We start from the raw sequence: 12,163 nt of genomic DNA on the forward strand, positions 1-12,163 counted from the left end.
CTCATGACCGAACCGATGCTGGAGGCGCGCGGCCTGACGAAGTCGTTCGACTCCGTCCGCGCGCTCGACGACGTCACCCTGACCATTCCGGAAGGCGAGGTCACCGCGCTCGTCGGCGACAACGGGGCGGGCAAGTCCACCCTGGTGCGCTGCCTGACCGGCGTCCAGCCGCCCGATTCCGGGGAGATCCGGTTCCACGGCGCGCCGGTGCGGCTCGGATCGCCGGAGGACGCCCGGAAGATGGGCATCGAGACCGTGTACCAGGATCTCGCCCTCATCGACGACCTGACCGTGTGGCAGAACCTCTTCCTGAACCGGGAACTCGTGTATCCGTCCTGGCCGATCAAGATCGTCAATCGGAAGGCGATGATCAGCCGCAGCGGGGAGATCCTGCGGGATCTCGACGTGGATGTGCCCTCGGTGCGGACCACGGTGCGGCGGATGAGCGGTGGCCAGCGGCAGAGTATCGCCATCGCGCGGGCGGTCGCCTGGGGTAAGGCGATGGTGATCATGGACGAGCCGACCGCCGCGCTGGGCGTGCGGGAGACGGCGGCGGTGGAGAAGCTGGTGCGTGGTCTGCGCGACCGCGGCGTCACCGTGCTGATCATCAGTCATGATCTGGCCCAGGTGATGCGGATCTGCGACAACGTGGTGGTGCTGCGCCGCGGGCGGTCGGTGGCAGCGCATCGGGTGGGGGAGATCGACGGAGATCGGTTGGTGGCGTTGATCACCGGGGCCGCGCCGGGCAACCTGGAGGCGAAGCCCGCTGTGGAACAACAGGTCTCGTGACCGGGCTGATCGTGGTCATCGGATCGATGAACCAAGATGTGGTGTGCGAGGTGGCGAAGCTGCCCGGACCGGGGGAGACCGTGCTGGCGGTCGGTTCGCGGACGAACCCGGGCGGCAAGGGGGCCAACCAGGCGGTCGCCGCCGCCAAAGTCGGTGGGTGCGTCGAGTTCGTCGGACGGGTCGGGCGCGATTCCGCCGCCGCGGCGCTGCGCGACTCGATGGGAGCCGCGGGCGTGAAAACGACTGGGCTGCGGGAGGTTCCGGGCGTGCGAACCGGGCGGGCGTACGTCACGGTCGCCGCGGGCGAGAACCAGATCGTGGTGGACCCCGGTGCCAACTTCGTCTGGGAATCCGGTGCAGACGAGGCAGAGCTGCTCGAATCGGCGGATGTCGTTGTCGCGCAACTCGAAATACCGCTGGCGGTGGTCGCCTGGGCGGCCGGCCTCGCGCGCCGGTTCGTGCTCAATGCCGCACCCGCGGCGCAACTCGATGATGACCTGCTGCGCCGGTGCGATCCGCTCGTGGTGAACGAATACGAGTTGGCCGCGATCAGCGGTGCCGCGACCGAAACCACGGAGCAAGCAGGTCAAGCCGCACGGTCGCTGTGTCTGCGTGGAGCGCCGTCCGTCGTCGTCACGCTGGGTGCGGCCGGTTCGGTCCTGGCCCGTAAGATATCGGACTCGGTCGAGGTCACGTATCAGGCTGCGCCACAGGTCGACTCGGTGGATTCGACCGGAGCGGGCGACGCGTACGTCGGCGCGCTGTCCACCGCCCTGGCCGACGGCGCCGACCTGCCCGAGGCGGTCGCCTTCGCCACGGCCGCCGCCTCCCTGTCCGTCCAATCACCGGGCACCCATGCCGCCTATCCCACTCGGGGGCAGGTCGTCTCGGCGCTCGCCGCGGTGCCGCCCGCGCACAACTAGATCGGAACTCCTTTGCGTACTGGTGGATTGATTCACGCCGAACTCATAGCGGCCCTGGTCGCCCTCCGGCACACCGACACCTTCGCCGTCAGCGACTCGGGCCTGCCGGTGCCGCCATCGGTACCGGTGATCGATCTCGGAATCAGCTACGGCATGCCGCGATTCGCGCCGGTAGTCGAGCTGATCCTCGACGAGATCACCGTCGAGGCGGCCTGGGGCAGCGCCGACGTCGTCACGGCCAACCCGGAGGCGGCGGAACTGCTGACGAATCGCTTACAGGCCGAACTGCTCGCGCACGAAGAGTTCAAGCAACGGATCGGGCAGTGCCGCTTCGTCGTGCGCACCGGCGAGGCGCGCCCCTACGCCAACGTGTTGTTCCGCGCCGGAGTGCCATGGCTGTAGTGCGTCGATCGGCCGCCACGGCGCGCGGTCATCGGACAGACTCTTCCTGACGGTGTCCGCACGGCAAGGCAGTGCCGGTGAGGGAGGCAACGATGATCCGACGCCCGGTTCCGATCGCCGCCTGCGCGGCGGTGGCGATCCTGCTCGGTGCTGCGGGTTGCACGGACACACCGCCGGGTGTCCTCGAACCGCGCACTGCGACGGATGTTTTCGCCTACGCGACCGGTACCGAGCTGATCGTCGCGGACGGCACCACCACGGTCTCGCGCACGCCGGGCGCCTTCGATACGACCCGCGATATCGGCCTCACCGAAGACGCGAAATTCGCCTTCTGGAAGGAGGATTCGCGCACCGGCGACGGATCCGTCGTGGCGGCGGTGCCCACCGCAGCGCCCGCGGCGCCGATCCGCGTGTCCTGCGGCTGCCGTCAGGTCCTCCGATCCAGCGGCAGCACCATCGTGTGGCTGCAAGCACCCGGCACCGTGATGCGCATGGATCTCGGTGCCGCCCAGCCGAAGCCGACCGTGTGGCGCACCATCGACCCGGCGCCACCGGCGCAGCAGCACATAGATCTGCTGGCGATCAATCAGGATCGACTGCTGCTGAACCGGTATGACATCGAGCAGCAGTACGACTCGATCAAGAGTCAGCTCTTCACCCTCGAGGCCGACGGCGAAACACGCACGCGCGGACCGCTCTCCGACATCAAGGCGTATTTCTACAGCGGCGCGTTCAGCCCCGACGGCCGGACGGCCGCACTGTCCCAATACGCGGTCCCCAGCAGCTACGTCCGCGACATGGCGTGCAGCCAGGCCGTCGTCTTCTTCCTCGACCTGGCCTCGGGCGCGCTGAACGCGACGGTCCCCGCGCCCGAGAACTGTTCCAGCGCACTGAAACTCCGCTGGGACAGCCCGGACGGTCCGACCATCGCCGTCGACCGGTGGCCCGCGTTCACCAAGCCGGCCGACGCGCAGACCACACGCTGGCAGAGCCGGGAACGCACCTGGTCGCCACTCGATCCGCCGATCGCGGACCGCGCGCAGACCACGGCGGGCGCGACCATCGAACTCGCCAAGCCGGGCAGCGCGGGCTTCTACGACGTCTACTTCATCAAGAACGGTCAGCGCACCCGGGTCGCCGAGCAGGTTTATTCCATCGCCGTCCCGTGATCATCGCAACAAACGCCGTGGCCGAAAACCGCGTGAGTTCGCGTGGCGGGTCCTCTAGCGTTCGATAAATGGAGCAAGTCGTTCGCTCGGGCGATCGGAAGGCCGTGCTCGCGGCCGCGGTCACCGTGGTGCTGTGGGCCTCGGCCTTTGTGTTCATTCGTGCTGCGGGAGAAGACTTCTCGCCGGGTGCGCTGGCGTTGGGCCGGCTGCTGACCGGCGCGATCGCGTTGGTGATCATCCTGATCATCCGGGGTGAAGGGCTGCCGGCCCGCGGTGCGTGGCGCGGGATTCTCGTGTCCGGCGTGCTGTGGTTCGGGGTCTACATGGTCGCGTTGAACTGGGGCGAGCAGCACGTCGACGCGGGTACCGCGGCGATGGTGATCAACATCGGGCCCATCCTGATCGCGGTGTTGAGCGGACTGGTGCTGAAGGAAGGCTTTCCGGCGCGGCTGATGGCGGGGATCGCGGTGGCGTTCGCCGGCGCGGTCGTGGTCGGGATGTCGAATTCGAGTGGCGGCAGTGCCGCGGTGCTGGGCGTTGTGCTGTGCCTGACCGCGGCGCTGGCCTGGGCGGTGGCGGTCGTGGCGCAGAAGCCCGCGCTGGTCCACGCGTCCGCGTTGCAGGTGACCACCGGCGGGTGCGTCATCGGCACCATCGCCTGCCTGCCGTTCGCGGGCCAGCTGTTCAGCGAGGCCGCCCGCGCGCCGCTGTCCTCGACGTTGAGCGTCGTCTACCTGGGCGTGTTCCCCACCGCGCTGGCCTTCACCACCTGGGCCTACGCGCTCTCGCGCACCACCGCGGGAAAGATGGGCGTGACCACCTATGCCGTTCCCGCCCTGGTGATTCTGATGGCGTGGATCGCACTCGACGAGGTGCCCGGCCTGCTCGCCGTGCTCGGTGGCCTGCTGTGCCTGTCCGGTGTGGCGATCACCAGGTCCCGGGCGGACAAGCCGATCGAACCCGAAGACGCTGTCACGCAAGAGGTCTCGACTCCGACGTAAGCGCCACACCAGGACCGGCGCCCGCGATCAGTGGTGGCCGAGCACGGCATGCGGCCGATACGGTGCTTGCAGCGTGGCCACCTCCTCCTCGCTCAGCCGTATCCGCTCGGCGGCGATCGCGTCCGCGAGATGCTCCGGTTTGGTCGCGCCGATGATCGGCGCGGTGACCCCGGGCCGGCCGAGCAGCCAGGCCAGTGCGATCTGCGCCGGCGGCAGATCGCGCTCGGCAGCCACGGCGCGGACCGCGTCGACCACATCGAAGTCGTCATCGACGTACATGCCGTCCGCGATGGGATCGGAGCCGGAGCGCACGGTCGTCGGTCCGCCGCCGCGCTCGCGAGAACCGGTGAGCAGCCCGCGCGCTAGCGGGCTCCACGGAATGATGCCGACACCTTGGTCGCGGCAGAGCGGGATCATCTCCCGTTCCTCCTCGCGATAGACGAGGTTGTAGTGGTTCTGCATCGAGACGAATTTCGTCCAGCCGTGCGCCTCGGCCACCTGCTGCGCCTTGGCGAACTGCCAGGCGAACATGCTCGACGCACCGATGTATCTGGCCTTTCCGGCCGCCACCACGTCGTTGAGCGCGTTCATCGTCTCCTCGATCGGCGTCTCGTAGTCCCACCGGTGGATCTGGTACAGGTCGACGTGGTCGACGCCGAGCCGGTCGAGCGAGGCGTCGATCGCGGCCATGATGTGCTTGCGGGACAAGCCTTTATCGTTCGGGCCGGAGCTCATCGGGAAGTAGACCTTGGTGGCCAGGACGTAGTCGTCGCGGCGGGGAAACAGCTTGGCGAGCAGCCGCCCGGTGACCAGCTCGCTGACCCCCTCGGAGTACATGTCCGCGGTGTCGAAGAAGGTCACGCCCGACTCGACGGCCTGCCGGACGATCGGCTCCGCGGCGTCCTCTCCGAGTATCCAATCCCGCGAGGCGGGACTGCCGTAGCTCATCATGCCGAGGCAGAGCCGGGACACGACGAGACCGGAGGTGCCCAGCCGAAGGTATTCCATCATTTCTCCTTGTTTTCTCGTGGTTCCTGATGAATCGAGATGCCGCCGGCGATCAGTGCGATGCCGGACAGTTCCTGAACGGTGGGGATCTGCGCGAGCATCACGATCCCGATCACCGTGGCGACCGCGGGCAGGATGCTCAGCATCAGCGCGAAGGTGTCCCGGCGCAGCCGGGCCATGGCGAGTTGATCGGTCACATAGGGGATCACCGACGAACAGATGCCGACGCCTACCCCGGCCAGCAGCGCGCCCGGGCTGGTGAATGCCGGGAGCGCGGCACCGAAGCAGAAGGGCGTCGAGACCAGCGCGCCGATCAGCATCGCGATGCCGATCTGGTCGATGCCGGAGATTCCGGCGCCGGTATTGGCGATCCGGTGGCCGAGGATCACGTAGAGCATGAACAACGCGCAGTCGATCAGCGCGAAGGCGAATCCGAGCGGCTGACCGGCGAATTGGATGTTGGTCAAGGCGAGCACCCCGGCCACGGCGAGTACGAGGGCGAACACGTTGCGGCCGTTACGCATTCCGATCGCGGCGAGCACGATGATGCCGGCGAACTCGATCGCCCCGACGGTGGCCAATGGCAGCCGCGCGAGGGCCAGATAGAACGCCGCGTTCATGGCCGCGAGCAGCACGCCGAGCCCGAGCAGCACCCGCCGCTGCGCCGGATTCAGCCGCCCGAGCAGCCGCCACGGTCGCCGCCACAGCGCGAATACCACTGCGGCACTGGCGATCCGCAGCCACGCCACGCCGAGCACGTCCACCCGGGCGAACAGCAGCACGGCCAGCGCAGGCCCGAGATAGTGGAAGATCGCGCTGACCCCGAAGTAGGCCGAGGCGGGCACCCGCGGCGCCACGATCTCGGACGTTTTTGTCATGCGGAGTATCTTCCAAAGAAATACCCGACGCCGGAATGGCACTATCCAGGAAGTTGGCGCTAGTTGTCTGGAAAATCAAGGTCGAACGGCCAAGATTCCTTCACCGAGCGATCACGGCTGCTGGACGAGGTGAATGTGCGGCTGCTCAACGAACTGCACGCCGATCCGCGACTGTCCATGTCCGAACTCGCCCGCCGCGTCGGCATGTCCGCGCCCGCGGTCACCGAGCGGGTGCAGCGACTGGAACGGCTCGGCGTGATCACCGGCTTCCGGATGGAGGTCGACCCGGCCGCCGTCGGCATGCCGGTGACCGCGCTGGTCCGGATCAAGCCCGGACCCGGCCAGCTCCCCAAGATCGTGGCCGCGGCCAAGGACACCCCGCAGGTGGTCGAGTGCTTCCGGATCACCGGCGAGGACTGCTTCCTGCTCAAGGTGCACGGGCCGTCGATCGGCGAGCTGGAGGAGTTGCTCGACGGCTTCCTCATGTTCGGCCAGACGACCACCTCGATCGTGGTGTCCGAGCCGGTGCCGCGGCGGCCGCTGCCGATTCCGGTGCTGGACAAGCGCTAGCGTGCATCGAGGGAAAGGGGTTGCCGTGGTGGACGATCGGAAGCTGACGAACGGTGCGGGGAAGCGCTGGGCGCGTAGGTTGCTCGGGGTGACCGCGGTCGCCGCGACAGGGCTGGTGCTGGTCGTGGTCGGGGCGAATGGCCGGCTGTGGATGGTGTCGGCCGGTCATCGGTTCGGGGCGGACGCCGCGCCGGCGGTTCCGGTCGTGATCGTGCCCGGGGCGAAGGTCGGGCCGGACGGTGCGCCGATGGCGTATCTGCGTGGCCGGCTCGATGTCGCGATCGAGCTGGTGCGGGCGGGGAAGGCGCGCGAGATCCTCGTTTCCGGTGACGCGGCGGGCACCTCCGGAGACGAGATCGCCTCGATGACAAAGTATCTCGCCGACCACGGGGTCGATCCGGCGATCGTCCGAACCGATGGCGAAGGTTTGTCGACGCGTGCCACCTGCGAACGCGCCAAGCGGCTGTTCGGGATCGATCGAGCGATCATCGTCACCCAGTACCGGCATGTGCCCCGAGCGGTCGCGCTGTGCCGTGCCGAAGGCATCGACGCCGACGGTGTCACCGCCTACTGTGAGTGCCGACGAACGACAGTGATACGCAACAACATTCGAGAATGGCTCGCCGCACCCAAAGCCGTTGCCGCACTGATCGGACGGTGACGCGCCGTGCGACCCGTGGTGGTGACCGTCAGCACCGACATTTCGGCTGCGCCGCAACGAATCTGGGAGCTGCTCACCGACTGGGAGAACCAGGGGGAGTGGATGCGCGAAGCCTCCGATTTCGAGGTGGTCTCGGCCCAGCGCTCCGGCGTCGGCACGATCGTGGCGACCACCGTCCGAATCGGCGGAATCGCCACCCGAGACCGGATCCGCGTCGACGTATGGCAGCCCCCCGACGGAACGAACCCCACCCACCTCGGCATCGTGCACCTGAGCTGGGTCAAAGGCCGCGGCGACATCCGTCTGACAAAACTGTCCGAGAACGTCTCGCGCCTCGACTGGACCGAGCAACTGCACCCACCCCTCGGCCTGCCGGGCGCGCTCGGAATGCGCCTGTTCGCACCACTGTTCGCCCGCACCTTCCGCCGCGACCTAGCTCTACTGCGAACCCTGGCCGAGCGCGGCTAACCCTCAGACCTTCAGTCCCTGTCCGACCGGTTGCGGCGGTCGAAACGAAACCGGGCTACATGCGGCTACCGCGGTGACACCTCCAAAGACTGCGAAGGAATTGTCGCGGTCTGCATCGCCAAAGACCAAGACAGTCTGCCGGATCCCCAGCGCGCCAACCTTATTCGGCAACGCGACGCCTACATCACCGGCAGCAACGAATACATCCAAACCAACATGTTCCCCGCCTGGCGCATCCGCGCCACCAACACACCCGAGGCACGGCTGGCGAGCCGGCTTGCCCAACAATGGAAGGAGTCCCACCCCGCGGATTACCCGACCGGCGACAGCTTCGACCGGAGCATGTACCCGTCCGGCGCCGTCAACGCCGGGCATGTGCCCGACACGATGTGGACCGGGCCCCCGCCGCCGAAGCCCTCGCCGTACCGGTGGCTGCCACTGGATGAATCGCTCAACAAATCCATCGGTGCGCAAGGCAAGCAGTACCCGGTCAACTACAAAGCATACGAACCTGCGCACCAGGGCAGTCCTAGAGTCGGTCACAGCAATCCTCGGTCGAGGAAGGAGACTTTCGATGCGTGTTCTGCGATGGTCGCTGATCGCGGTAGTGGTCGCGGTGTGCGCGTGTTCACGCACACCATCGACCAGCGAGCCCGACGACTGGATTCCGCAAGCCGTGTCCGACCTGAAGACGCTGCAGAAGGCCTGGTATGACGCCGATCTCGCCAACGGGATGCGATCGGACTGGATGCTGCAAGGACCTCAACCCCCGGCCACCGCCCACACCATCACCGCCGCGGAGCAGCGCCTCGGGGTTCGCCTGGACGACCAGTATCGCGACTGGCTGACTCGCGTCGGTAACGGCTGGCCGGCATTCTCCGGCGGCGTCACCCTCTACTCCCTCGACGAGATCTCCCGCGACCTACCCTCCCACCAGAACCTGGTGACGTTCCTGCGCGAGGAATCCAAAACCCCTCAGGACCTGGGCACCGACTCCTACGACAACCTCCTCGTCATCGGCACCACCGCCGACGGAGTCGACTACGTGACCCTCGCGTGCCCGAACCGGCAGCCCTGCGCCTCGGCACCGGTCTGGATCGTCGACCGCGGCGACTACACCCGATTCGACAGCCTCAAAGACTGCATCGAGCGAAAAATAGCCCTCATGAGAACCATCGTGGAACAACTCCAAACACAGCAGCCCAAATAGCCCGAACCGCGCGCGACTAAGTTCCCCACTCGTCAACACCGGTGCCGCCGGTCTCCTCGAGCCCGCACCACCATGCGTTACCACCGCCCCGCACCACCCTCGACCGCCACCCAGCTACATCCGCGCCGCCTACATGGCCTCCGGCACATAACAACCCAATGCGCGCACATACCGACGACCGTGACCAAGTCATCGGCTTGGTGCGACTACTTCCACAACATCGGCTACGCCGACAAGTCGGGATCCCTCGAGCATCGACAGCCGCAACCCGGGTGCCGGACGGGATGAGCAAGGATCGACCACGTATGTGCTAGTGGCTCAATCTTGAGAGCTGGGTAGGTTGAGCGGATGAACGAAGGGTGGCGCGATGGTCGGCTTGCTGAGTTCGTCGGTGTCATTCGACGCGGAATAGAACCTGAGGGCTGCGCGGTCTACAGTTTCCGCAGTTTAGGTCAATTCACCGCGAGTTACGAGGACCGCGAATACCAGGTCACAATTACTCCGGTCCCTACCGACGGGTCGCGGGAACCCTTCGATCAGGCCGACTTCGACCGGCAGGTCGCGGAGTATGGACGCCAGTTCCCCACGGATGTCGAAACCATCGCCGCCGCAGCCAATCTCATTCGCCGATACGGCCATAAAATCATTCCTGAAGGAGTCGAGGACGACAAGGCACTCGCGGACAAGGTTGAGGAGTTCGCCGAGTGGCTCGGTCGCGGCATTGCATGATGAACGCACCATAATGCCGCAACCCGCGCGGTGCGAGGCGGTCAGCTCCACCTAGTTGAAGATCAACGGCCCGGGCCATCCGGGGGCCGTTGCAGTGTCCGCACATGCCGCATGCCGCGCGTTCGATCAGGCCCGCGTTGCCCCGGCAGCTAAGGTCGTAAAAATACCCGTCTTCTGCCGCGACCCTTCATCGCTGAGCATCGACACGCCGTTGCATCCATCCAAAGTGGTGACAGAAACGGCGATCGGGTGACAGGGATGGTGATCAGCCACACTGGCCGAGGGCCCGCAGCGACATTGATTGTCATGCGCAGAATGTCAGCGCCGTCCTGATGCGGTCGGGTATGAAGGTCTTCCGGGAAATCCCTGGCCATCACCATCGGTGTATCCGGTGGTGATGGCCAGGGACGCTATCGGGGTGTGAGTAGAGAGGTCACGGTGGTGAGCTGACCGCTGATGGTGGGGGTTGTTCGGGTCAGGATGCGACGATCATGATGCATCCGGGCTTTCCGGGCTCGCTGTCCGAACCAGACCCGCCGCCGCTGTTGCGGGCGCCACGGTTGCCGCCGGCGCCGCCGCTACCGCCGTTGCCGCCGTTACCGTTGGTGCCGCAGGCGCTGCTCACGGCAGCCGGTGTGGTGATTGTTCCGCCGGTGCCCGCGGTGCGAGCGTTGCTGGCGGTGCCTGCGGTGCTGGGGTAGACCGTGGGGGTTGCCGTCAGACTGTCGCCGGTTGCGGTGCAGGTCGGCGAGGTTCCTGGGCCGCCGCCGGTGGACTCCTGGGCGGCGGTGCCACCGCTTCCGGCGGTACCGCCTCCTTGCCCGTCGGGGCTTCCGCTGGTCCCGGCCAAACCGGGGATGAGGCTTCTGCCGGTGTAGCCGCCGCCTCCTCCGCCTCCGCCGGGGCTGAGCACGCGCACCCCGCCGGGACCGTAGACCGCGGTGGCCTCCTGGCCGCCGGAACCTCCTTCACCGCTGCCAGAGAAAGCGAACCCGCCCCCGGCGCCGCCTCGAGGAACGGTCAGGTCGAGGACGGTCCCTGCGTGCAGACCGGTGATGGTGCAGGTGATCGCGGCTCCGGCACCGCCGCCGGCACCGCCCTGGGCGTTGGCACCGTCGGTGCCGTTGAGTCCGTCGCTGCCGTCACTTCCGATTCCGCCGCGGCCGCCGCCGGCTCCGGCTCCGATGGTCGTGATAGTCAGCGAGGTCTTTGCTGCCGGCACGGTGTACTGGGTGATCCCGGGAGTCACGCACGCGGTCGTGTCGCCGGTGACCTCGCATGCGGTGTCCGGGGTGATCACCACGCAGCCGTCCTGACCCTCCTTGGCGTCCCGATCTTTCTGATCATCGAACTGATCACTGTCATCGGGACTGCGGTCAGGGGGAGGGGCCGGATCTGTAGCATCGCCGCCGAACCCGGCCAGAGCAGGGCACTGAGGGGCGAAGTCGATCGGTGTGATCGTCCCGCCGGTGTGCTTGGTGTCCCCGGGGTCCTCAGGGTCCTCGAAAGGATCGTGCCCGGCCGTGCTGGTGGCGACGGCATCGAGGGTGGCCGTCAGCCCGGGGCCGGTCGCGGTACAGGTGGGTGAGCCACCCGCGCTACCACCGCGACCGCCTCCGGCAGCAGTGATGTCCACGCCGTCGGCGGTGGATCTCACCGCCGCGAACCCGCCATCGTTGGCTTGTCCCGAGGCCGATCGGTCCGTGCTCTGCTTGCCTCCGGCGGGCACGGTCACATCCAGCACAGTGCCCGCGCGCAGCCCACTGACGGTGCAGATGACTCCGGCTCCGGCCCCGCCACCGAGCCCGGCTCCGCCGGCCTCGCCGGCGCCGATGACGGTGATCCGGATTCTGTTCACACCCGGGGGAACCGTGTAGCCGAAGCTGCCGGGAGTCGCGCACACGGCCGTAGCGCCCTCGGTCGGACAGGCAGCGGCGGCGGCGGCGGTGCCCGGCACGCTCAACGGCAGCACCGCACAACCCAAGGCCAGCACCCCCAGCCAGGCCCACCCGACCCGACCGGCACCGCCTCGAAACCCACCGGGCATCACTGTCGACTTCCACATTCTGCTCACCACTGCCCTACGTTCCTCCTGCCAGTTCGCGGCCTTGGACATAGACACGGTCTCTGCACTCAGAACCTCGTCTCGCCGACGCTGCTGATGCCGAACAGAGCCGCACGGCTCACAGCGCTGTCAAACATTCGTCACCGCGACGGTTCCGGATGGCAACGCCGTTCCACCAACCCGCCTTTCGCACCCACGGAACCTTCGTATCGGCTGGCGTAGCAACGAAGAAACGACAGCTCGCGCGATACCAACATCCGCTCATGCCCTTGGTCTCAATAGGTCGGCGC

The 12,163-nt window shown here is 67.3% G+C and carries 13 protein-coding genes; 10 read left to right on the forward strand and 3 right to left on the reverse strand.

Translation table 11 applies throughout. From position 1 onward, the window contains the following. Positions 1-3 precede the first annotated feature (3 nt). From F3087_RS16880 to F3087_RS16900, 5 genes are all read left to right on the forward strand, one after another. A complete protein-coding gene (locus F3087_RS16880) occupies positions 4-789 on the forward strand; it encodes an ATP-binding cassette domain-containing protein (protein ID WP_150402944.1) in 786 nt (261 codons plus the stop codon). Continuing rightward, entirely contained in the window at positions 786-1,712 is a 927-nt protein-coding gene (locus F3087_RS16885) for a ribokinase (RefSeq protein ID WP_150402945.1), read from the forward strand. The genes F3087_RS16880 and F3087_RS16885 overlap by 4 nt, the downstream gene beginning before the upstream one ends. A 12-nt stretch (positions 1,713-1,724) precedes the next feature. Continuing rightward, the gene (gene rbsD, locus F3087_RS16890; RefSeq protein ID WP_150402946.1) at positions 1,725-2,114 is read left to right on the forward strand and encodes a D-ribose pyranase; all 390 of its coding nucleotides are present in this window, start codon (positions 1,725-1,727) and stop codon (positions 2,112-2,114) included. 92 nt (positions 2,115-2,206) lie between these two features. Further along, complete coding sequence (locus tag F3087_RS16895) at positions 2,207-3,283, forward strand: hypothetical protein (protein WP_150402947.1); 1,077 nt, start codon at positions 2,207-2,209, stop codon at positions 3,281-3,283. A gap of 68 nt (positions 3,284-3,351) precedes the next feature. Beyond that, entirely contained in the window at positions 3,352-4,284 is a 933-nt protein-coding gene (locus tag F3087_RS16900) for a DMT family transporter (RefSeq protein ID WP_150402948.1), read from the forward strand. Between the two features lie 27 nt (positions 4,285-4,311). On the opposite strand, the gene F3087_RS16905 is transcribed toward F3087_RS16900, so the two are convergent. Both F3087_RS16905 and F3087_RS16910 read right to left on the reverse strand, forming a co-directional pair. Then, positions 4,312-5,292: an aldo/keto reductase gene (locus F3087_RS16905; protein ID WP_150402949.1), complete on the reverse strand. Its 981-nt coding sequence runs from the start codon at positions 5,290-5,292 to the stop codon at positions 4,312-4,314. Continuing rightward, positions 5,292-6,170 (reverse strand): EamA family transporter, encoded by an 879-nt coding sequence (locus F3087_RS16910; RefSeq protein ID WP_150402950.1) that lies wholly within the window; start codon positions 6,168-6,170, stop codon positions 5,292-5,294. Before F3087_RS16910 ends, F3087_RS16905 begins: the two co-directional genes overlap by 1 nt. Before the next feature lie 63 nt (positions 6,171-6,233). On the opposite strand from F3087_RS16910, the gene F3087_RS16915 reads away from it, so the two are divergent. The 5 genes from F3087_RS16915 (at position 6,234) to F3087_RS16935 (ending at position 9,808) form a co-directional block, all read left to right on the forward strand. After that, the gene (locus F3087_RS16915) at positions 6,234-6,740 is read left to right on the forward strand and encodes an Lrp/AsnC family transcriptional regulator (RefSeq protein WP_191094006.1); all 507 of its coding nucleotides are present in this window, start codon (positions 6,234-6,236) and stop codon (positions 6,738-6,740) included. Positions 6,741-6,765: 25 nt separating this feature from the next. Beyond that, positions 6,766-7,401, forward strand: coding sequence for a SanA/YdcF family protein (locus tag F3087_RS16920; RefSeq protein ID WP_223885137.1), 636 nt, complete (start codon positions 6,766-6,768; stop codon positions 7,399-7,401). 6 nt (positions 7,402-7,407) lie between these two features. Continuing rightward, positions 7,408-7,869, forward strand: a complete 462-nt coding sequence (locus F3087_RS16925; RefSeq protein WP_150402951.1) for an SRPBCC family protein — start codon at positions 7,408-7,410, stop codon at positions 7,867-7,869. Positions 7,870-8,443: 574 nt separating this feature from the next. Next, positions 8,444-9,079, forward strand: a complete 636-nt coding sequence (locus F3087_RS16930; protein ID WP_191094007.1) for an SMI1/KNR4 family protein — start codon at positions 8,444-8,446, stop codon at positions 9,077-9,079. Between the two features lie 348 nt (positions 9,080-9,427). Further along, positions 9,428-9,808 (forward strand): hypothetical protein, encoded by a 381-nt coding sequence (locus tag F3087_RS16935; protein WP_150402953.1) that lies wholly within the window; start codon positions 9,428-9,430, stop codon positions 9,806-9,808. A 475-nt stretch (positions 9,809-10,283) separates the two neighbouring features. Here the strand turns inward: F3087_RS16935 and F3087_RS16940 are convergent, their stop codons facing one another. After that, the gene (locus F3087_RS16940) at positions 10,284-11,873 is read right to left on the reverse strand and encodes a glycine-rich domain-containing protein (protein WP_150402954.1); all 1,590 of its coding nucleotides are present in this window, start codon (positions 11,871-11,873) and stop codon (positions 10,284-10,286) included. Positions 11,874-12,163: the final 290 nt, after the last annotated feature.

Source organism: Nocardia colli, assembly GCF_008704205.1.
GTDB lineage: Bacteria > Actinomycetota > Actinomycetes > Mycobacteriales > Mycobacteriaceae > Nocardia > Nocardia colli.

Bases quoted from the DNA above. Each gene is read 5' to 3' on its own strand.
- F3087_RS16880 (WP_150402944.1), top strand. From the start codon at position 4: ATGACCGAACCGATGCTGGAGGCGCGCGGCCTGACGAAGTCGTTCGAC.
- F3087_RS16895 (WP_150402947.1), top strand. From the start codon at position 2,207: ATGATCCGACGCCCGGTTCCGATCGCCGCCTGCGCGGCGGTGGCGATC.
- F3087_RS16900 (WP_150402948.1), top strand. From the start codon at position 3,352: ATGGAGCAAGTCGTTCGCTCGGGCGATCGGAAGGCCGTGCTCGCGGCC.
- F3087_RS16905 (WP_150402949.1), bottom strand. From the start codon at position 5,292: ATGGAATACCTTCGGCTGGGCACCTCCGGTCTCGTCGTGTCCCGGCTC.
- F3087_RS16910 (WP_150402950.1), bottom strand. From the start codon at position 6,170: ATGACAAAAACGTCCGAGATCGTGGCGCCGCGGGTGCCCGCCTCGGCC.
- F3087_RS16930 (WP_191094007.1), top strand. From the start codon at position 8,444: ATGCGTGTTCTGCGATGGTCGCTGATCGCGGTAGTGGTCGCGGTGTGC.
- F3087_RS16935 (WP_150402953.1), top strand. From the start codon at position 9,428: ATGAACGAAGGGTGGCGCGATGGTCGGCTTGCTGAGTTCGTCGGTGTC.
- F3087_RS16940 (WP_150402954.1), bottom strand. From the start codon at position 11,873: ATGTGGAAGTCGACAGTGATGCCCGGTGGGTTTCGAGGCGGTGCCGGT.